Origin of the sequence: Streptomyces sp. NPDC057950 (assembly GCF_042887295.1) — a bacterium.
GTDB classification, from domain to species: Bacteria; Actinomycetota; Actinomycetes; order Streptomycetales; family Streptomycetaceae; genus Streptomyces; species Streptomyces kaempferi.
Map to the genome: position 1 here is coordinate 25566 of NZ_JBHVPP010000004.1, position 19314 is coordinate 44879.

The 19314-nt window shown below is 68.3% G+C and carries 19 protein-coding genes, 1 tRNA gene and 2 pseudogenes; 15 read left to right on the forward strand and 7 right to left on the reverse strand.

Annotated elements, in window-relative coordinates:
* Positions 1 to 41 precede the first annotated feature (41 nt).
* Entirely contained in the window at positions 42 to 797 is a 756-nt protein-coding gene (locus ACFVTC_RS09030) for a GntR family transcriptional regulator (RefSeq protein ID WP_390125564.1), read from the reverse strand.
* 78 nt (positions 798 to 875) lie between these two features.
* Here ACFVTC_RS09030 and ACFVTC_RS09035 point away from each other — a divergent pair, with 78 nt between their 5' ends.
* From ACFVTC_RS09035 to ACFVTC_RS09050, 4 genes are all read left to right on the forward strand, one after another.
* Complete coding sequence (locus ACFVTC_RS09035) at positions 876 to 1154, forward strand: hypothetical protein (RefSeq protein ID WP_390125566.1); 279 nt, start codon at positions 876 to 878, stop codon at positions 1152 to 1154.
* Positions 1155 to 1679: 525 nt separating this feature from the next.
* On the forward strand, positions 1680 to 1904 hold the full coding sequence (locus tag ACFVTC_RS09040) for a hypothetical protein (RefSeq protein WP_390125568.1): 225 nt from the start codon (positions 1680 to 1682) through the stop codon (positions 1902 to 1904).
* 8 nt (positions 1905 to 1912) lie between these two features.
* A complete protein-coding gene (locus tag ACFVTC_RS09045) occupies positions 1913 to 2644 on the forward strand; it encodes a GntR family transcriptional regulator (RefSeq protein ID WP_390125570.1) in 732 nt (243 codons plus the stop codon).
* Positions 2641 to 2940 carry a hypothetical protein gene (locus ACFVTC_RS09050; RefSeq protein WP_390125572.1) on the forward strand — a complete coding sequence of 100 codons (300 nt, stop codon included), beginning with the start codon at positions 2641 to 2643 and terminating at the stop codon, positions 2938 to 2940. The genes ACFVTC_RS09045 and ACFVTC_RS09050 overlap by 4 nt, the downstream gene beginning before the upstream one ends.
* Positions 2941 to 3321: 381 nt before the next feature.
* On the opposite strand, the gene ACFVTC_RS09055 is transcribed toward ACFVTC_RS09050, so the two are convergent.
* On the reverse strand, positions 3322 to 3648 hold the full coding sequence (locus ACFVTC_RS09055; RefSeq protein ID WP_390125574.1) for a hypothetical protein: 327 nt from the start codon (positions 3646 to 3648) through the stop codon (positions 3322 to 3324).
* 224 nt (positions 3649 to 3872) lie between these two features.
* Here ACFVTC_RS09055 and ACFVTC_RS09060 point away from each other — a divergent pair, with 224 nt between their 5' ends.
* The 5 genes and pseudogenes from ACFVTC_RS09060 to ACFVTC_RS09080 all read left to right on the forward strand — a co-directional run bounded on the left by ACFVTC_RS09060 (position 3873) and on the right by ACFVTC_RS09080 (position 7333).
* Positions 3873 to 4154, forward strand: a complete 282-nt coding sequence (locus ACFVTC_RS09060; RefSeq protein WP_390125576.1) for a hypothetical protein — start codon at positions 3873 to 3875, stop codon at positions 4152 to 4154.
* Positions 4155 to 4529: 375 nt separating this feature from the next.
* On the forward strand, positions 4530 to 4997 hold the full coding sequence (locus ACFVTC_RS09065) for a hypothetical protein (RefSeq protein ID WP_390125578.1): 468 nt from the start codon (positions 4530 to 4532) through the stop codon (positions 4995 to 4997).
* Positions 4998 to 6187: 1190 nt separating this feature from the next.
* Positions 6188 to 6328: pseudogene (locus tag ACFVTC_RS09070) on the forward strand (GntR family transcriptional regulator); the annotation flags it as partial.
* 59 nt (positions 6329 to 6387) lie between these two features.
* A complete protein-coding gene (locus ACFVTC_RS09075) occupies positions 6388 to 6528 on the forward strand; it encodes a hypothetical protein (RefSeq protein WP_390125580.1) in 141 nt (46 codons plus the stop codon).
* A 331-nt stretch (positions 6529 to 6859) separates the two neighbouring features.
* Positions 6860 to 7333, forward strand: coding sequence for a DUF4240 domain-containing protein (locus ACFVTC_RS09080; protein ID WP_390125582.1), 474 nt, complete (start codon positions 6860 to 6862; stop codon positions 7331 to 7333).
* Positions 7334 to 7556: 223 nt separating this feature from the next.
* Here ACFVTC_RS09080 and ACFVTC_RS09085 read toward each other — a convergent pair whose 3' ends face one another.
* Both ACFVTC_RS09085 and ACFVTC_RS09090 read right to left on the reverse strand, forming a co-directional pair.
* Positions 7557 to 8006 (reverse strand): hypothetical protein, encoded by a 450-nt coding sequence (locus ACFVTC_RS09085; RefSeq protein ID WP_390125584.1) that lies wholly within the window; start codon positions 8004 to 8006, stop codon positions 7557 to 7559.
* A gap of 842 nt (positions 8007 to 8848) precedes the next feature.
* Entirely contained in the window at positions 8849 to 9511 is a 663-nt protein-coding gene (locus ACFVTC_RS09090) for a Type 1 glutamine amidotransferase-like domain-containing protein (protein WP_390125587.1), read from the reverse strand.
* Positions 9512 to 9706: 195 nt separating this feature from the next.
* On the opposite strand from ACFVTC_RS09090, the pseudogene ACFVTC_RS09095 reads away from it, so the two are divergent.
* Together ACFVTC_RS09095 and ACFVTC_RS09100 are read left to right on the forward strand one after the other, a co-directional pair.
* Positions 9707 to 9928 (forward strand): annotated as a pseudogene (locus ACFVTC_RS09095) (replication initiation protein); the annotation flags it as partial.
* Entirely contained in the window at positions 9925 to 10128 is a 204-nt protein-coding gene (locus ACFVTC_RS09100; protein ID WP_390125589.1) for a helix-turn-helix transcriptional regulator, read from the forward strand. The pseudogene ACFVTC_RS09095 and the gene ACFVTC_RS09100, both read left to right, overlap by 4 nt.
* A gap of 534 nt (positions 10129 to 10662) precedes the next feature.
* Here the strand turns inward: ACFVTC_RS09100 and ACFVTC_RS09105 are convergent.
* Positions 10663 to 10735, reverse strand: a tRNA-Arg gene (locus tag ACFVTC_RS09105).
* A 310-nt stretch (positions 10736 to 11045) separates the two neighbouring features.
* On the opposite strand from ACFVTC_RS09105, the gene ACFVTC_RS09110 reads away from it, so the two are divergent.
* The 4 genes from ACFVTC_RS09110 to ACFVTC_RS09125 all read left to right on the forward strand — a co-directional run bounded on the left by ACFVTC_RS09110 (position 11046) and on the right by ACFVTC_RS09125 (position 17583).
* Complete coding sequence (locus ACFVTC_RS09110) at positions 11046 to 12653, forward strand: dynamin family protein (RefSeq protein WP_390125591.1); 1608 nt, start codon at positions 11046 to 11048, stop codon at positions 12651 to 12653.
* A gap of 191 nt (positions 12654 to 12844) precedes the next feature.
* Positions 12845 to 14980 carry a GTPase gene (locus tag ACFVTC_RS09115; protein WP_390125593.1) on the forward strand — a complete coding sequence of 712 codons (2136 nt, stop codon included), beginning with the start codon at positions 12845 to 12847 and terminating at the stop codon, positions 14978 to 14980.
* A 350-nt stretch (positions 14981 to 15330) separates the two neighbouring features.
* Positions 15331 to 15798 (forward strand): single-stranded DNA-binding protein, encoded by a 468-nt coding sequence (locus ACFVTC_RS09120; protein WP_390125595.1) that lies wholly within the window; start codon positions 15331 to 15333, stop codon positions 15796 to 15798.
* A gap of 348 nt (positions 15799 to 16146) precedes the next feature.
* Positions 16147 to 17583 (forward strand): Cys-Gln thioester bond-forming surface protein, encoded by a 1437-nt coding sequence (locus tag ACFVTC_RS09125; RefSeq protein ID WP_390125597.1) that lies wholly within the window; start codon positions 16147 to 16149, stop codon positions 17581 to 17583.
* A gap of 251 nt (positions 17584 to 17834) precedes the next feature.
* Here the strand turns inward: ACFVTC_RS09125 and ACFVTC_RS09130 are convergent, their stop codons facing one another.
* Both ACFVTC_RS09130 and ACFVTC_RS09135 read right to left on the reverse strand, forming a co-directional pair.
* Positions 17835 to 18464: a sigma-70 family RNA polymerase sigma factor gene (locus tag ACFVTC_RS09130; RefSeq protein WP_390125599.1), complete on the reverse strand. Its 630-nt coding sequence runs from the start codon at positions 18462 to 18464 to the stop codon at positions 17835 to 17837.
* A 120-nt stretch (positions 18465 to 18584) separates the two neighbouring features.
* A complete protein-coding gene (locus ACFVTC_RS09135) occupies positions 18585 to 19283 on the reverse strand; it encodes a hypothetical protein (protein ID WP_390125601.1) in 699 nt (232 codons plus the stop codon).
* Positions 19284 to 19314: the final 31 nt, after the last annotated feature.

Consider the following 19314-nt stretch of genomic DNA (forward strand, 5'->3'; position numbering starts at 1 on the left):
ACTGGTAGCCGCCAGTTCCGTTGTCGTCCTGCATGTGTCGGCTACCGGTTGATCGGGATCTCGTAAACGATCTCGCAGTGGGCAGCGGGCACAACGATGTCCGCCGTCTCGACCGGTCGCCCCTGGTCGCTGTAGTACGTCCGCCGGATGTGCGTGACGAGCGCGGCCTTCTGGATGCCGAGCAGGGACGCCTCCTCGGCGGTCGCCCGTCGCGGCTCCGGCTGCTCCACGGCATGACTGACGTTGACACCGATGGCGGCCATCCGGTTCACGACACCCGCTCCGGCATGCGGCCCACCCTCCGGGAGAACGACGAGAGTGCCGGCGGTGAGGTCGTAGGGCTCCCAACTCGTCGACAGCTGCACCGGCCTGCCATCAGCCAGGAACTCGTACGTCGTCCGGACACACAGCTCGCCGTCCGCGATACCGAGACGCTGCGCGATCTCCTCAGGCGCCGGCACCTTGGCGTCGGTCCGGCTCTCCCAGTCACCCTGCCTGCCGACGGCCTTCATATCCGTACGGAACGGTGACCCGTCCGGCTGCTCGCGTGCTGACGAACGGACGACCCGCACCCGCTGCCGCGGTTCGGCTACGTACGTCCCCGAACCGGCCCGGCCCTCCAATACGCCCTGGGAGATCAGCAACTCCTGCGCCCGGCGCACCACGTTCTCACCCACGCCGCACTCCTGGCCGATCTGGGAACGGGAGGGGAGGCGATCCCCCGGCTCCCAGACGTGCTCCGCGATGCGCCGCCGGAGTTCGTCGGCGATACGGAGATAAGGCGGCTGCTCAGGCATGTAGAAAATCTAGTCCACTAGCTCTAATCTAGTTAACTAGCTTCACTCAAAGTGATCTCCGGTGACGGAGGCTGCCCTGTGCCCGCTTCGGGAGTAAGCGCGGCCGCCATCGCCGCACGGCTGTCCGCCGCTGGGCTCCCCACGCGCCTGGAGGAACACGACCGGCACACCTCGATCGAAGCGGAGGTGCCGGAACAGCTCTCCGCGGAGTCATGGCGGGAGGTCCTGGAAGTGGTGGCCGAGGCGGATCGATTCGGCCTCTTCGCCACCAGTCTGAACGGCCGCACCCTCTGGGCGGTCGTACGCAAAACGGCCCCCACGACGGGCGATGTCGGGGGACCGAGCCATCAGCGATAGGAGCTGAACAGCGTGCTCAACCGTATCCGCCGCGCCGTCTCACTCACCAGAAGGCACCACTCCCCCAAGGGCCGGCACCGCCGCCCCTTAACCTCCACGGGACCGTCACGGGCCTGTGCTCGCCCGGCACCGACTGTCGAGGCGACGGCCACCCTTCGACGGCGCCCGGACCGCCCCTACCGCATGGACTCGCCAGCGGGCTCGGACATCGCGCTCGTTCGACCGTACGTCCTGACCGGAGAGAGCCCGGGCGCCCACGGCGTTCGATGATCATGGCACCCCATCTGCCGCCCGCAGCCTGGTCGTTCCTCGCGGGAGGCCGATGATGCCTGCTCGCCAGCACCCCCGAGTCACGGACACTTCGCCCGTCCCCTACCGGTCGACCGCGTGCCGTCTCGGCACGCACCACGCCTGCTCGGAGTCCTCCCCCGTCGCGGCACCGGTGGACCTGCCGGTGGTGTACGAGGTGTGCGACTGCCCGTGTCACTCGACCCCCAGCCGTCCCGCGCCCACGGAGGTGCAGCGGTGAGGGACCGGACGCCCAGCGGCGCGCTGGTCTCCCAGGTCGAGATCACATCGACGACCGTGCAGCGCGGCGACGTCATCCAAATCGGCGGTCACGCGTACCGAGTGAGAGACCTTTTCCAGTTGCCCCAAGGGGCCAAACAACTGCTGTTCGAGTCAGGTGAGTTGTTGACCATGCACACGCGGACCCGACTCGTCGCCGTACGCATCTCGAGAAGGCGGTGACGTCGACCATGCGTGCCCGCCATCACGACATCGCTGATGACCTTCGACGTCAGATCACGACCGGCGGCATCAAGCCCGGTGAACGCCTCCCGTCCGAATCCGGACTGGCCGCCGGATACAAGGTCAGCACAGCGACGCTGCGCAGCGCCCTCTCCGTCCTGCAGGGGGAAGGTCTGGTCGAGAAGATCCACGGCAAGGGCAACTTCGTCCGCCATCGCCCCCGCCAGATCACATACGTCGGAGGCTGGGGAACGCTGGACCCATGGACAGCCGCCGAAACGGCTCTACGCGTCACGGACCAGGCCACCCAGGTCGAGGCTGACGGACACCTGGCAGCCCTACTGCGCGTCCCGAACGGCAGCCCGCTGACCGAATACCTCAGCGTCAGCTACGAGGGGGACTGCCCACACAGCCTGGCCCGCATCTACGTCCCCGGCGGACCGGAACCTAAAGAAGCACTCGGCAACGGCCCTTCATACCTGCATACAGAAGCGAGCTTCGCCGTTCTGAACGCCCTGTCGGCCGAGGTCCGCGAGATAGTCTCCGCCCGCCTCCCGACGCCAGATGAGGCATCCGCTCTCCGGATCAACCCGGGCCTGGCGATCCTCGCGATCACCCGAATCGCCGCCGACACCGCCGGCCGCGTCCTCGAAGCCGCACTTCTGGTGTTCCCAGGAGACCGCGTCGAGGCGGTCTTCACCACCCACCACGCGCTCAACGAGAGGCAGACGCAAGCATGACGGTGCACGACGAACTACGACTCCTTCCGTGGACGGGGCCCGAGGGCAAGCCGTGCTACCTGAGCACGGACGACAGAGACGGCTTCATGTCCCGCCTGGCGGACAACATCGAATCGGTACAGCTCGGCTCGGCGGCTGAACTGCTGGACCAGGCCACGGAATCCCTCACCGCGGAGCAGGCGGGCCCTGAAGACCTGCGACTCTTGGCGAAGGAACTGGCGGGAGCTCTACGAGACGTCCTCCGCGTTGCGACCAGCCGCGGTCACCTTCTGGAAGTGAACCCTCACCGCTTCTGAGAGGGCGATCGGCATCGGCGGCCGCCAGCGGCAACGTTCCGTTAGCCCTCGCAGGGGGAAGAGCCGAATAACCCGGACTCTTCCCCCTTCCGCAGCGCTCGCCTTCGACCGGTATACCGTGCACGCACCCTGAAGTGAATAACTGCACGTGGTGTGCGAATCATCCGATGACAGTCAGCCTCAGTACTCTCAGCTTGGGAAGCTGCGGGCATTTGGGGCTCGGCCGGGCGCTGACCTGGGCGGACGTCCAGTGACTGGCCTGGCGGCCCCGGCTGCTTTCACCGTGATTCCCCGCAGTTCCCCGCTCGATCTGGTGCGCTTGTAGTGCGCCTCGACTTCACCTTGCGCTGCTCCACAGGTCCTGTAGCCGTCCGGCCAGGCTCACAGGTCCACACGTGACGCGTTGTCGCCCCGCCTGAGAACCACGTGCCCCGGTCGGAACGGCAGACTACGCAGGGTCGGCTCCATGACCTTGAAGAGAGCATCTGCATCCGTCCCGTAGGTGTACACGACGGCTTCGCCTCCTCCGAACTCTTTGCCGTCGACCTCCCCGACGCCGGCCTCCTCGGCAGCTGCTGCCATTACTTGCTTGGCCTCGTAGACCAGCTCGCGCTGGTTGGAATCGCCGAAGCCGCCACCGGCAAGCCGGAAGTGCGCGATGACGGCGTGCTCCTCATCCCCGGTGTTAGGGGTAATGGGTGTCTCCATGCCGGACACACTCTCATCAGCGTCTGACATCCCCCGGCCCGCAGCTGCCTCGATGCATCCGCCCCAACACGCTTTCCAAGTTTGTTGGTCCGGTCCGGGACTCTGTCCGGCCTCGTTCACCTGCGTTCGGCTGCGGCCGATCGAGGGGCGGCCTCTCGCTTCCGACCTCTCCCGAACGGGCCTGACCGTCGCTGAATGAGACGGAAACTGAGACGGTGCTCCCCATGAGCGAGACACCAGACCCCGGCAACCCGAACGGCATCCAGGTGGGCGACATCTACGAGGACTGCTCGTTCCATCCGGTGCTGTGTACTGCGGTTGATGAGGTGGCGGGCATCGTACTCAGCGGTGTCTCCCTCATCGACGGGAGCTTTCCCCGCTCCTGCGATGCCCTGCACTGCGGGCCTATCCGGATCCGCGTCGAGGACGTCATGACCATCAAGCAGGACCTGGAGGGCTACGCCCGCCTGCGGAAGGAAGAGCTACGGGCCAGAGACAACACCTGATCCGTAGCTCTATGTAGATCGGTCGGTGAGGGTCTGACCAGTCGCGCTACGGCCTTACGGGGTCATCGCCGGCCGGGGCCAGTTGGTGTGGTTGCTGTACTTCGCTGCTGTACCGCCACAGGCCTTGTCGGCCGACCACGGCTTGGTAGGCGCTGGCGAAGTTGTGGCATTCCACGCCGCGGTCACCCTCTCAGCGATCCGGCTGTGGCTGCGAGGGTGACCCGTCGGACAGTACGTAGTAGGTTTCCCTGCCCCGCCCGATTCCTGGGGACTGGGCAGGACTGTCCGAGTGGACACGACGAAAGAACCGGCTCGGTGGCGAGGATCAGAAGAGTCCCCAAGGTGGTGTGGGCCATCGCAGGACAGGCAGGGCTGGTGGCACTGCAGGTGGTGTTGCTCCAGGAGCAGGCGGCCGTGACTGGCTCGTGGCTGACGTGCCTGATCCCGCTGGCTCCCACGTTGTTCGCCCAATACATGATTTGGCGGCTGTTCCTGAACCCATACGTATCGTTCGGGCAGGATCGCTTCCGCGTGAACAATCTGTTCACGCACTACCTCGTCCCCTACCACTCGATCACGGCGCTGGAGGGGCGGACTGCCCTCACTCTTGTCGTGTCGGGATACGGTCGCCTTCCGGTGGCTGCACTCGACGCCGCTCCTCTGACGGGCAAGGCCAAGCGGGACGCCGTCGCGCAGGAGCTGCTGCGTCGCCGCGACGCCGCCGTGCCAAGGGCTGGACATGGCTTCGAGAAGCGCAGCACGATCGGGCTCCCGGAGTGGCTCGGACCTGTCACTTCCCTCGCGCTCTTGCTTGTGGGCAGCTTCGCGTCGAGCTTCGGATAACGCGGTCCGCTTCTAGGCGCTACAGGCGCTCTAGGAGCACGGCCTGGCGCCATGGCTGATGCCCCCAGTACCCGCTACTCGCCCCAGCTCCCATCTCGTCCGCCGTCGACCCACACACCGTGGAGCGGGCGTGGTTCATGGCGTCCAGGTGGAGCGCGCCACTGTACGAACGACCTGGACGCCATAGGCCGCGTCTGCTCGGCTGATCTACCACCATCTCGTCAACGGCCGCGATCACGTGATCGCCGACTACGTGGACCGTCAGACCAAGGCCCAGGTTCCCGGATTCGCACCGGTTGACCTGGGCCTTGCTTGCGTCCCGAGATTCGTGGGCGCGGATGGTTTCGAACGGCCGACATCTGCCTTGTAAGTTCGATCCATCGGGTGCCCTGGAGGCATGGTGATCTTACTAGGCCAGTGGACTTGGTCGCTCAAGGCTGCTTGCGTGCACCGTCGTTGATGTCACCTGGTGATGTCAGATTCCAGGGCTGGGCCTATCGCCTGGACGGCACGCCTCGATCCTGGTCGGCACGTCCATGTGGCCTGAGTCGCACGGAGGCACCGGCGACGTTCCACTCTCTAACGGAGACTGGCAGGCTCCGTTTCGGTACGCCAACCGCTCACTGATGAGCAGGAAGGGTGCTACGTAGGCCGCCGCCTCTGAGACTGTGGCTTGGCCGCTAGCGATCAGAGCGGCACCGGCCAGGAGCGCCGCTATCTGAACGCGAGCGGAGTTACCGCTTGAAGCTGCTTCTTGGTGGCGTCGGGGTCGGTATCTCATACTGATGATGGTCCCTGTCTCTGAGGGCTGTGGATCAGGAGGCCGCCCGTCGTTGTCCAGGCGCACAGGTGGCCTCTCTTCCCCTTGGGAAGCATCCTGGCCGCGTGCAGGCAATTCTTGAGCATCCTCCTCGAATAGGGCAAGTGCGCAGGTCAGCGCATCAACATTGCTAATTCCCTCAAGTTTTCGGCGCCCTAATCGACGTTGCTAATTCCCTCAAGTTTTCGGCGCCCTAATCGACGTTGCTAATTCCCTCAAGTTTTTTCGGCTTAATAATCAGCGAAGGTCCCATGCTCTGCTGTGGACAGCGTGGCTCGGGCGTGGGGGTGCAGGCGGGGCCGACCCTCGCGCCGCGAACGGTGCTGGACCCAGTCGCGGTGCATCAAGGTAGGCGGACTTGTCTGACGATGCCGCGCCCGCCAACACACGCACCGTGACCGACTCCGCCGGGCATGTGGTCGAAGCCGCGCTGCTGGCCTTCCCGGGCGACCGCATCGACGCGGTCTTCACCAACCACCACGTGATCGACGAGAGGCAGACGCAGGGATGACGGCACAAGACGAACTACGGCTCCTCCCGTGGTCGGGCCCCAGCAGAAACCCCTGCTACTTGAGCACCGCCGACCGGGGCGACTTCGTGTCCCGCTTGGCGGACAACATCGAAGCGGTCCAGCTCGGCACGGCCGCCGAGCTGCTGCAGCAAGCCTCCGAATCGCTCGATGACCAGGGCACGGACCTGGAGGAGAGGTAACCGGCTGGCGAAGGAATTGACCGGGCCCTGCGAGACGTCATCCACGTCGCAATCAGTCCCGGTTACCGATTGGCGGTGAACGAACCACACGGCACCTGAAGAAGAGTCCGCTCAACGGCGCCTGCCGATGACGCTCCTCCCTTCTACACCGGGAGGGGAGCCCGAAGACCAAGTAGCCGAAGAAGTGATCCGATGGTCTACTGGCCTCGGGCCCCTAGACGATCAACGCTGTGACCTGCGATCGAGTGGTTAACGGTTGTCAGCGTTGGTCGTCGTGTGCCCTCGGACGGCCCAGAGACGGCCCAGGATCGCCAGGTCGTACGCTCTGGCCATGATGATGACCTGGGCCGACTTCTGGGCATTGATAGACACCCTGGGCGGCAAGACTGATGAAGCTGGTTGCGGCCGTCTTGCTACAGAGCTGAGTAGTCGCCCGGTTCTCGACATCCAAGGCTTCGCCGAGCGCCTGGCCGAGGCTTTGTACCGCCTGGATCAAGAGAAGTTTGGCACCCTGCCGGTCGCCGACCTGACGCTGCGAGACGGTGACCCCTTTCCGCAGTCCGCAGACAGCTTCCTGTACTCGCGCTGCGCCGTGGTTGCCGCCGGCCAATCCGTCTGGGAGTCCGTGTTCTTCGACGTCGACCAGTTCGCCCCATACACCGCCTCTACGCGTGACGGCGAGTCGCTCCTCTATGTGCCTGATCAGGCCTACGAGCTGGCCACCGGCAAGGAGTGGGATCGGTCTACTCACTACTGCTTTGAGACCTTCTCGAATCGGGACGGCTGGCCACACCTGCAAGCCTGAGGTCGGCGGAGCCTTAGGGACTGGGTCAAGCCCGTGAACGACCTTGAAAACCGTCGTGGCAGCGATGTCCCCGTGGGTTCAAATCCCACACCCACCGCATGTTGAAGACCCCTGCCCAGGAACATCGGTCGGGGGCCTTCGTCATGCGCGCTGTGTCCCTTCGTGACCGTGATTTCCCGCGAGTGCCCGGTCTATCGGGCACGAATGGGGCACGGGCGGGGTGTCACTCTGCTGTCCAGTACGAAATCGGAATAGCTCGTACTTGCAGGAAGGACATTTCGACCGTGGTGACGAAGTGGGCCGACCTGGAAAGTCCCACGATCTTGGCGAGCGAGATCCCCTCCTGCGTAGCAGCGCCACGTCGGAAAGAGCGTCTGACTGCGGTCAGGTCACCGGAGTCGGTTGTGTCGTGGCCGAATGCCAGAGAGTGAGCCAGCTTGTTACGCATGGCGAAGAGCTCTCGCAGCACAGGGACCACGAAGGGGAAGTCCTGATCCCAGCCCTCGCTCTGCATGATCTCTTCTAGCAGCGAGATCCTGGTGTTGACGCTGAGTTGAGAGATCGCCTTGGCCTCTAGCAAGGACATCGCATCGAGGTCTCGGCCCAGACGTGCGGAGATGATGCTGTTCATCATCAGCTCGCCCATGACTGCATGCCCGAGAAGATCGTGCATGGCCACAGCGAAGCCGTCTGTGTCCAGGACTAAGCGGCGCATCGTCTTGACCCCCTTGCATATCGTGTGGCGATTCTGACAGCCCTGGTTCGGCGGGACGAGACGATTTCTTTGACGCTCAGCCTCCCCGCATGCACCAACCCACTCTCCCCAGCTCCCATCCCGTCCGCCGTCGACCCACACACCGTGGAGCGGGCGTGGTTCATGGCGTCCAGGTGGAGCGCGCCACTGTACGAACGACCTGGACGCCATGGGCCGCGTCTGCTCGGCTCTGCCTGGGTCGACGGTGGACGGGATGGGAGCCCGCCACACTCGCCACGATGTGCCCGCGGCCGGGAACGGCGCCCCCTCCATCCCGGTGCCGGCCGATCCCCCGCCGGAGGCATCGTCGGTGACCGTGGGCCATGAACGTCGGGTGCTCGACTCATGACCTCCGGGCCTATCCACCTGTGGGCGGGCGTCGGCGTAGCCGGGGCGGAGCGGGCCGAAGGCAGGAGCGGCGCCCCGAGCGTAGCCGGGAGCCCGCCCGGCGGAGCGGAGCGCAGCCGGGGCTTGATGAAGTAGGGAAAGTTCTATCCCTTGGCTTCGCTGCGCTCCTGTCTTGTCTCGGTTGATGCTTGACCTTGTGGCTTCACCTGATGCTTGACACCGCTTGCCTCGGCTTGGCTGTGCGCGTCGTATCGGCGCGTGCAGGGAGGGCCGGGGCCGTGCTGGTGGAGTTGAGCGTGGTCGAGCAGCGGTATCACGCGGTGATGGAGGTGGCCGTCGGCGCCTCAGTCACCGAGATCACGGGGTGTTGTGGGGGTCTCGCGGAACGACGCGACGTCTCGTATACCGGGCGGCTATGACCCGAACTTCGTCCATTGCCCTTCGGAGACCACCTCGACGGAGCCGTCGACGACCTTGATGGCCGTCTGTTCGTCGATGGCGTAGGCCGGGACGCCGATGTCGGCGGCCCACCGCTCTGCGTCAGCCAGGGTGTTCTGCGGGAAAGCGTCCACGTGCGGGAAGATCGAGAAGTCGACGACTCCTAGGGTGCGGTCGTCCGGTGCGGACGGCCACTCCACGAATTGCGCTCCGATCCGGGGCGTCATCACCATGCTTCCGGCACTCACTCCCACCCAGACCGTGTCGGGCAGCGAAGGCAGCAGATCGGCCAGCCCGGACTCCCGCATCCAGTGGCACAGATAGGTCGCGTCGCCGCCGTCGACCAGGAGCACGTCTGCCTCCCGGATCCAGGGGACGTATCGCTCGGCGCCGATGGTGGGCAGTGCGGTGAGCTCGAGGACTCCGAGCGACGCCCAGCCCAGGCCGGACAAGTGCTGCCACGTGGGCTCGGCGGCCGCGAAGCCCCGCACCGATGTCGGACCGCACATCGGGTGGCCCCACTGTGCTGTCGGGACGCATAGGGCGTGGCACTCGGCGATCGACTTGCCGAGAAGCTGCACGAGCGCCGAATGGATGCTTGGATTCGTGACGCCGCCTGACGTAAGCAACAGCTTCACGGTGCCTCCAAATTCGCGCGCGGAAGGTGGATGTACCTGAAGACCTGGGACTGTGCTGGAACTCATCGCAGTTCGGGCAACCCCTTCAGAGGTCCCTCAGGTCGCCGGGCTCGACTGCTCGACCTGACAAGACAGTCAGCCTCGACGTCTGAACCGAACGTCAAGCATCACCCGACGCCAACCCGTCAACCATCAACTGAGACTCGACAGCTCGCTGCGCTCCGCGCGGAACGCGAGGCCCTCGGGCTGGACGAGCGCGAGCCGGACACCGTCCTCGTCCTGGTCGACTGGCAGTACGCCGGCCACGGCCACACCCCCGGCGAATCCGCCCTCGCGGCCACCATCGCCCGCGACCTCCAGCACAACCGCGAAACCGCCCGCGAAGCCCTGGCAGAATTGGAAGGGGCTATTTCGTGACGACGTCCGCTGTGAGGTCGCGAGACGAAAAGCTCACGCTCGCCGAGGTCTGCGAGGAGCTGAAGGTCTCCCGTTCCACCTTCTACGACTGGCGGGCGAAGAAACGCGCCCCGCGTTGCATCAAGCTCCCGAACGGCGACCTGAGGATCCGGCGGAGCGATCTCGATCACTGGCTCGACGGCCGTGAGGACGCCGCCTGATGGAGACCTCGTACGACGTCAAGATCTACAAGATCCTCACCTACAAGGGCGCCCGGAAGACCACGCACACCGTGCGATGGGTGGTCGCGGGCAAGCCATTGCGGGAGCCCCTCCGGACCGTTGCCCTCGCCGAGGGCTTCCGCTCGGAACTCATCCGGGCGACAGGCAAGGGCGAGGCCTTCGTCATCGCCCCCGGGCTGCCGGTATCGCACCGCTCCAAATCGGCCGCCATGAGCTGGTACGCGTTCGCCGTCGAGTACGTGGACGCCCGTTGGCCGGAGCTCGGCGGCAACAGCCGGAAGAACACCGCCAAGACCCTGACGGCCGTCACGATCGCCCTGCTGCGGGCCCAGCCGACCCCTCGCCGAAAACTTCGACACGTATTCGACACAGCCACCCGCGAAAACCCGGTGACAGCCGGACGGCCCCGGACCTTCCCCTTGATCATCGGGGAGGCGTTCGGGGCTTCGTCGGTCCGAGGGAAACATGCCCTGACCTGCAAAAAGCCCTCCCAAAGGGGAGGGCGGAGACTTGCGCCCCCGGCAGGACTCGAACCTGCGGCCAAGCGCTTAGAAGGCGCCTGCTCTATCCACTGAGCTACGGGGGCCAGGTGTGGTGGCCGGTGTCGCAGTGCCCGGGTGTGGGCCGATCCGTGACCTGTCGGGGACAAGGATAGGGCTCCCGGGTCCTTGTCCCTGGCGCTTCGCCTCCGTGGCTCGATGTGGAGGTTCAGTGAAGCGGTCCTGATAATCGCAGGCAGGTACGAATCATGCACCGCTTTTGGCGTCCGGCGCCCCGGGTGTTGTGCACTCGTTATGCCTGCACCCCAGTCGCCCCCTCCACCCCGATGTGTCCTGTCGGCGCGCAGGCGTGGCCATATGCTTCAGAAAGCCTCCAAAATTGGGCATTCTTCGCATGTGGTGACCTTGGACGTACGGCCCCAGCTGCTCGACGCACTCTCCGCCCTGCGCGACCGTGTCGCCGCCGCACGCTTCCCGCTGCCCCTGGCGGGGGCTCCACGCGCGCGTGCCAACCGCGACGAACTGCTCGCACAGCTCAACGACTATTTGGTGCCCCGGTTGCGAGACCCCGAAGCGCCACTTCTGGCCGTGATCGGTGGATCCACCGGCGCGGGTAAATCCACCCTGGTCAACTCCCTCGTGGGGAGCCGGGTCAGCGAGGCCGGGGTCCTCCGGCCGACGACCCGTACACCGGTACTGGTGTGCCATCCGGAGGACCATCACTGGTTCAGCGGCATGCGGGTGCTGCCCGACCTCACCCGCGTGTGGATGCCCCACCAGGAGCCCGGCGACGACCTGACCGCACCCGTCGAGCGAGGCGAACGGGTGCTGCGGGTCGAGACCGTCGACACCCTCCCCCGCGGCCTCGCCCTGCTCGACGCCCCCGACGTCGACTCCCTGGTCGCCGACAACCGCGTACTCGCCGCGGAACTGATCAGCGCGGCCGACATCTGGGTCATGGTGACCACGGCCGCCCGGTACGCCGATGCCGTGCCCTGGCACCTGCTGCGCACCGCCAAGGAGCACAGGGCGACCCTGGTCACCGTCCTCGACCGGGTGCCTCACCAGGTGGTGTCCGAGGTCTCGCGGCATTACGGCGCGCTGCTGACCAAGGCCGGGCTCGGCGAGGTGCCCCGCTTCACGGTGCCCGAGCTGCCCGAGTCGGCTTGGGGCGGCGGCCTGCTGCCCGCCTCCGCCGTCGCGCCGTTGCGGACGTGGCTCGTGCACCAGACACAGGATCCCGGCGCCAGACGCCAGGCGATGGCCCGTACCGCACACGGGGTCCTCGACTCCCTGAAGGTCCGGATGCCGGAACTGGCGAGCGCGGCCGCGGCACAGTACGCCGCCGCGCTGCGGCTCACCGCGGCCGTCGACGGTGCGTACGACAGGGAGCACGCGCGCGTGCGGGGGCGTTTGCAGACCGGCACCGTGCTCGCCGGGGACGCGCTCAAGCGGTGGCGCGCCTATCCGCTGGACTGCACCGCCGGCGAGTTGCTCGACTCGCTCGTCGAGAGTCTTGCCGCCCTGATGTTGTGCACCGTCACGGCCGCCGACGAGCGTGTGGACGAGGCCTGGCGTCAGGAACCGGGCGCGCGGATCCCCGAGCTGACGGACCGTGACCCAACCCTGGAAAGCCCCGAGCATCGGATCGGGGTGGCCGTACGACGGTGGCGGCGGGTCCTGGAGGAGTACGCCGAGGACGAGGTCGGTCGCCTCGACAAGAGCGCGGCCCCGGACGCCGAGACCGTCGCCGCGCTGGTCGCCACCACCCTCCTGGGCGGCCGGCGGGCGCAGACCGCGGGTGAGCAGCTCGCCGACCGGATCGGCGCACAGGGGGCCCTGCGGCTGTGCGAACGGGGCGGAGACCTCCTCACGGAGTACGTCGACCAGACGCTGCACACCGAGCGCGAACGGCGCCTGGCCCCGCTCGACGCTCTCGACGTCCATCCGGAGCCCCAGTCCGAACTCATCGCCGCGCTGTCCGTACTGCAGAAGGAGAGGTGACCGCGGTGACCGCCGTCACAGACCACACGGACCACACGGACCACACAGATCGCTCGGACCACACAGAGCGCACAGAGCGCACGGATCGCTCGGAGCATGCCGAACACACGGAACCCGCCGACCACATCGACCGCACCGGAGAACTGCCCTCCGAAGACGGCGTATCCGGCCCCGGCGTGTCGATCCACGGCGTGTCCGAGCGAGACGCCGCCGCCCAGGACGCCTCCGTCCAGGGGGGAGCGGGCGCGGGCCGCTCCGTAGGTTCTCAGGACGAAGGCCGGTCCCCAGCGGGCGCCCACCGAGAGATCACGGACAGGGAGCCCCTGCCCGGGTCGTCCCGGCACGGCCACAAGGGCCACGAGGGTCACGGAACCCATGAGCCGTACAAGACCCATGAGATCCGCGAGACTCGTGAGATCCGCGAGACTCGTGACACCCACGGGATCCGCGAGAGCACCGAGGCCGCCGAGAACCGTCCCCCGGACATCACTCACCACGCCCACCACACACACCCGGAGCGCGACCCGGCACACACGCCCGTGACGGACGACGCCGGGCACGCACGCGTGCAGGATGAAGCCGGGCACGCGCGCGTGAAGGGCGACGGCACCCCCGTCCGTACCGAACCCGAGTCCGTCTGGGACGACGGGCTGATCGCCCGCCGCGCGTCCGACGCCCCCAGCGGCCAGGAAACCCCGGCACCGGAGACCAGGACCGCCGCGCAGGCCCCTCCGCCCCCACTCGCGTACGACGGCCCCCTGCGCTCGCGCCTCGACGCGCTCCGGGAGCTGGTCGGGCTGTCGCGCGCCCGTCTCGACGGCAGGACGCTCGCCGAGGCGGGCAGGGTTCTCGACGAGGCGGCCGCGCGGCGCAGGCTCTCCGGACAGCACACCGTCGTCGCCATCGCCGGAGCCACCGGGAGCGGCAAGTCGCAGCTCTTCAACGCGCTCGCCGGGGTGGCCATCTCCGAGACCGGTGTCCGCAGGCCGACCACCGCCGCACCCATCGCGTGCAGTTGGAGCGACGGCGCGGCAACGCTCATCGACCGGCTCGGCATCCCGGGACGACTGCGCAGGCGCCCTCTGCAGAGCCCGGAGGCGGAGGCCCAGTTGCACGGTCTCGTCCTGGTCGACCTGCCCGACCACGACTCCGCCGCCGTCCAGCACCGCGAACACGTGGACCGCATCCTGGCACTCGTCGACGCGGTCATCTGGGTCGTGGATCCCGAGAAGTACGCGGACGCCATGCTTCATGAACGCTATCTGCGGCCCATGGCGGGACACGCGGAGGTCTCCTTCGTGGTCCTCAACCAGGTGGACCGGCTGCCCGGCGAGGCCGCCGACCAGGTCCTCGACGACCTGCGCAGGCTGCTCGACGAGGACGGGATCGCGCTGGGCGAGTACGGCGAACCGGGCGCGACCGTGCTCGCGCTGTCCGCGCTCACCGGGGACGGCATCGGAGAACTGCGCGAGGCACTCGGACAGTTCGTGGCCGAGCGTGGCGCCGCCGCACGTCGCATCTCGGCCGATCTCGACGCGGCCGCCACTCGGCTGCGGCCGGTGTACGCGACCGGTCGGCACACGGGTCTCAGCGAGGAGGCGCGCGACGAGTTCTCGGACCGGCTCGCGGACGCGGTGGGCGCCACCGCGGCCGGCCAGGCGGCCGAGCGCGCGTGGCGCCGCAACGCCAACCGCGCCTGCGGCACCCCCTGGTTGCGGCTGTGGCACTGGTGCCAGGACCGGCGCGACCCACCGACCGGACGGCATGCGCTGCGGGTGCCCGCCGACGAGGAGGCCACGGCCCGCCAGCGTGTCGAGCAGGCCGTCCGTACGGTGGCGGACCGGGCGGCCCGTGGCCTCCCCGCACCCTGGGCAATGGCGGTGCGCGAGGCGGCCGTACGCGGTGCGCAGGGGCTGCCGGAAGCTCTGGACGAGATGGCGACGCGTGCCGCGACACCCGCGGGGCGGCCGCCGCGGCCGGGCTGGTGGCCGGTCGCCGTTCTCGCCCAGGCGTCGATGACGATCCTTCAGATCGTCGGCGGGCTGTGGCTGCTGGGGCAGATCATCGGGTTCATGCCGCCGAACCTCTGGGTGCCGGTGCTGCTGATGGTGGCGGGCATCATCGGCGGTCCGTTGGTCGAGTGGAGCAGCAGACTGGCGGCGCGCGGACCGGCCCGACGGTACGGACTCGACGCGGAACGACGGTTGCGGGAGGCCGCCGCCGGGTGTGGGAGGGCGCGGGTGCTGGATCCGGTGGCCGCGGAGTTGCTGCGGTATCGGGAGGTGCGGGAGCAGTTCGGACGGGTCACGGGGGCGACGGTCGGTTAGCCGGGGCCGACTGCATGCCCGTGGCCGGCCGTCCGGGGCAGGCCGTTTGTTCGGGGCGGTCGGGGAACTGGGGCCGTCCGTGACCTGAGGGTGTCCGTGACCTGATGGAAGTCCGCGAACTGATGGCGTCCGCGAACTGGAGCCATGGGTGACCTGAGGGTGTCCGTGAACCGGGGACACCGCCGCGACCGATGACGCCGCACTCCCACGGGTGACGCGGTTGTCCACAATCCTCGGGCGGTGCACAGCGGCCGACGGGCTCGGCCCGGCGAGGGCAGTCTGGATCCGCGGCGATCGCAGCGCATGCGATCGCCGCGACAGACGCAGTCGTACGGGAGAGGGGTCCGGGCATGAACGAGACGATGGTCTGCGCGGTGGGCAACGTGGCGACGCAGCCGGTTTACCGAGATCTGGCGAACGGAGCTTCGGCGAGGTTCCGCCTCGCGGTGACGGCGCGGTACTGGGACCGCGAGAAGAACACGTGGACGGACGGGCACACCAACTTCTTCACCGTGTGGGCCAACCGAGCGCTCGCCACCAACGTGGGGGCGTCTTTGTCGGTGGGAGATCCCGTCATCGTGCAGGGCAGGCTGAAGGTACGCACCGAGACGCGCGAGGGGCAGAGCTGGACGTCGGCGGACATCGACGCGGTGGCGATCGGCCACGATCTCTCCCGCGGCACGTCGGCCTTCCGGCGCCCGCACAAGGAAGGTGACACACCGCCGGCCCCCCGACCCGAGCCCAACTGGGAGACGGGGCATGGCAGTCCGTCCGAGACCGCTCCCCCTCCGCAGGCGGTACCGGCAGGGGTGACCTGAGCCCGGATCGGGACGGTCGCGTGCGCGTCCGGGCGGTGGACGCGGTGACGGTGCCGCTGTCGCGCGCGTCCCGTCCATCGGACGGTCCGACCGAACCGCGCCTTATCGACGCATACGTGATGCTTCATCATGAGTGCTCATCCGACACCCGCCATGGATTTGTCGATAAGCGCAGCTCACAGCCTTGCTGACCGATAACGATTCCGATTCGGATCGGTTATCGGATGGAATGCCCGGGGAGCGTGGTGCGCCGCGTCCTTAGGATGCCGGGCATAGCTCACGGGGCTTCTGATTCTGCTGGCGGGACCGTCCCCCCATGTCAACGGGTCCTGCTCGAAGGGGAATTCTGTGTTTTCTGCGCTCTCTGCGCTCTCTGCGTTCTCAGCGACGTCCGTGGCGGCGGCGCGCAGGCGAGGGGCCGGCCGCCTCGTCGCCGCGACGGTGGTGTCGGGACTCGTCGCCGCCGGAGCGATGGTCACCGCGGGTACGGCCGTCGCGGACGAGGTCCCGCAGAGCCAGGGCGGCGCGACCGCGACCATCACCGGTCTGAAGACGTACGGACCCGCGGTGATCCACGACAACGGCCAGGACCAGCAGGTGTCCGCCGGTCTGTTCGAGATGTCCGTCGACAACGGCGGCATGCTGCAGACCTACTGCATCGACCTCCACAACCCGACCCAGCGGGACGCCAAGTACCGGGAGACGTCCTGGAGCGGCACGTCGTTGAACGGCAACAAGGACGCGGGCCGCATCCGCTGGATCCTGCAGCACTCCTACCCGCAGGTGAACGACCTGGCGGCGCTGGCCGAGAAGGCCGGCACGAGCGGCCTCACCGAGCAGGACGCCGCGGCGGGCACACAGGTGGCCATCTGGCGGTATTCGGACGGCGCCGACGTGGACGCGGTGAACCCGCAGGCGGAGAAGCTCGCGGACTACCTGCAGAAGAGCGCGCGGAGCGTGCCGGAGCCCAAGGCCTCACTGACCCTCGATCCTCCCGCGATCTCCGGTCACGCCGGCCAGAAGGTGGGCCCGATCACGGTGCGCACCGACGCGGACAGTGTGACGGTGATACCGCCCGCGGACGCCTTCGCGAGCGGCGTGAAGGTCGTCGGCAAGGACGGCAGGCCGATCACCTCGGCGGTCAACGGCAGCCGGCTCTTCTTCGATGTGCCGAAGGACAGCCCGGACGGCTCGGCGGCCCTGTCCGTGCAGGCGTCGACGACCGTGCCGGTCGGCCGGGCCTTCGCCTCGGAGACCCGCAGCCAGACGCAGATCCTGGCCGGGTCCAGTGAGTCGACGGTCTCCGCGACGGCGACGGCCACCTGGGCAGCGGAGGGCGCGATACCCGCGCTCTCCGCCGAGAAGAACTGTGCCGAGGGCGGTGTGGACGTCACGGCGGCCAACGCGGGCGACGCTGCGTTCACCTTCGAGCTGATGGACGGCGAGCACACGGTCGCGGCCGGGAAGTCCCTGACGGTGACGGTCCCGTTGCGGGAGGACCAGGCATACGCCTTCGCGGTCACGGGCGCGAACGGCTTCGAGAAGCGGTTCACCGGCATGTTCGACTGCAAGACGCAGGGCAGCGCGAGCGACGTCACGACCCAGACGGTCGGTGAACCCAGCCCGGCCGTGTTGGACACCGCCTCCACCGGGGGCACCGACCTCGCCGAGACGGGCGGCTCCACCGCGACCCCGATCATCACGGGCACCGCCATCGCCCTGGTCGTCGTCGGTGGCGGGATCATGGTGCTCCTCCGTCGGGAGAAGACGCCGACGCGGGACTGAACAGGCGCCGGGCAGGCACTGAGCGGCACTGCACCTTGGCAACTCAACAGCGAGTGACCGCGAGCACGGTCCCTCGTGAGCCCGCGGCCCCGGCCCGCCCCCCAGGCGTCCGGGGCCGCGCCCCTCTCCGGCCCGCATGCCCTCGCTCACACGGCAGGCGGCCCCGTCAGTCCCTGCCACCTAGTGCCACGCGGCTCCCCTGTAGGGCCCGCCTCCTCTCACGACAGACCGCCCTCGTCAGGCCATCCCCGTCAGGCCGCCGCGTCGGCCGGCCCGCATCGCTCGGCGTCGGACAGCGAGGCGATGAGCGAGGTACGGGCACGGGCCACGCGTGAGCGGACCGTGCCGACCGGGCAGTCGCTCACCAGGGCCGCCTCCGCGTAGGGCAGTCCCAGGAGTTGCGTCAGCACGAAGGCCTCCCGGCGCTCCTCGGGCAGTCCGGCCAGCAGGTCGTCGAGGGCGATGCCTTCGTCGAAGCCCGGCAGGCCGCGCGGCTGGGCACGTTCGACGGCGAGTCGCCAGTCGTCGAAGTCTGCGGGCCGGGGCCGCGTGGCCGCGCTCCGGAAGCTGTCGATCACCGCACGGCGCGCTATGGCCAGCAGCCAGGCGCGGGCCGAGGAACGCCCCTCGAAACGGTGCAGGCTGCCGAGGGCGCGCAGGAAGGTGTCCTGGGCCAGGTCGTCCGCGGACTGCGGGTCCACGCCGAGATAGGCGACGTAGCGCCGGACGTCTCGGTGGAGGGCGCGGACGAAGTGGTCCACGGCTTCGGGATCGCCGCCACGGGCAGCCATCGCCCAGGCCGTCAGCGAGGCGTCACGTGCGGTGGGCAGGGCGGGAGTGGGCAGGGCAGGAGTGGTCACCTGGTGTCCTTCTCGGGTCATCCGGGATCCGGCTTCCCGGCGCGCAGGAGTGGGCCGGGGGTCCGGTGAGGGAGGCGGCCACGCACGGAGGCGCGACCGGGCCCGGGACGCACGGTGGTCGCCCCGGGATACCGGCTGTCGTCAGACGACAGCGGTCCCGGCGGGCGGGCCCCGAGAAGTGATCGCGTGGACGAGAAGGAGCAGACGTGGAGCGCGCACGGGGCCATGGCGGCGCAGGCGCGGGCGCGGGTGGCCCACCGGGGCGGGCAGTGCGAGGAGCAATTGCAGTGGGGCGGCCAGTCGGGCCGCGAGGGCCCGCAGGAGGCGGAACGCGGCGCGCTCTCCGTGCGCGAGCCAGAGGCCGCAGAGCAGGGCGGCCACCATGTGGGCCGCGAACATGCCGAGCGAAGAGGCGCCGCCCGCCCCGTCGCCCATGTGGTCCATGGCCCCCATGACGCCCGTGTGCACGGAGTCCATGTGAGCGGGCCCCATGGGCATCGCACCCATGGGCATCGCCCCCATGGACATGGCTCCCGCGGACATGGAGCCCATTCCCGTGGTGCTCGTCGGGGGCGCGGCGGATGCCGACGCCTGGGCGAGCGAGAACGCCGAGTGGAGTGCCGCCTGAGTGACCATCACCGCGGTGACGATCAGGGGCAGCCCACGCTCCCGGCCGGCCAGGCCCCACCCCGTGCCGCCGATCACCACGACCGAGGCGCCGAGGACCCACGGGGGCACCTCACCACCGGACATCATCACGTGCCCCAGGGCGGCGAGGAGCACACAGACGGCAGCGAACACCGCGGCCCGTACCGTGCGCGAACACCACCCAGCTGTCATGGCGGCCTCATCCTCGCATCCGGGCGCCGGT

Bases quoted from the DNA above. Each gene is read 5' to 3' on its own strand.
- ACFVTC_RS09030 (WP_390125564.1), bottom strand. From the start codon at position 797: ATGCCTGAGCAGCCGCCTTATCTCCGTATCGCCGACGAACTCCGGCGG.
- ACFVTC_RS09045 (WP_390125570.1), top strand. From the start codon at position 1,913: ATGCGTGCCCGCCATCACGACATCGCTGATGACCTTCGACGTCAGATC.
- ACFVTC_RS09050 (WP_390125572.1), top strand. From the start codon at position 2,641: ATGACGGTGCACGACGAACTACGACTCCTTCCGTGGACGGGGCCCGAG.
- ACFVTC_RS09055 (WP_390125574.1), bottom strand. From the start codon at position 3,648: ATGGAGACACCCATTACCCCTAACACCGGGGATGAGGAGCACGCCGTC.
- ACFVTC_RS09060 (WP_390125576.1), top strand. From the start codon at position 3,873: ATGAGCGAGACACCAGACCCCGGCAACCCGAACGGCATCCAGGTGGGC.
- ACFVTC_RS09080 (WP_390125582.1), top strand. From the start codon at position 6,860: ATGATGATGACCTGGGCCGACTTCTGGGCATTGATAGACACCCTGGGC.
- ACFVTC_RS09085 (WP_390125584.1), bottom strand. From the start codon at position 8,006: ATGCACGATCTTCTCGGGCATGCAGTCATGGGCGAGCTGATGATGAAC.
- ACFVTC_RS09120 (WP_390125595.1), top strand. From the start codon at position 15,331: ATGAACGAGACGATGGTCTGCGCGGTGGGCAACGTGGCGACGCAGCCG.
- ACFVTC_RS09130 (WP_390125599.1), bottom strand. From the start codon at position 18,464: ATGACCCGAGAAGGACACCAGGTGACCACTCCTGCCCTGCCCACTCCC.
- ACFVTC_RS09135 (WP_390125601.1), bottom strand. From the start codon at position 19,283: ATGACAGCTGGGTGGTGTTCGCGCACGGTACGGGCCGCGGTGTTCGCT.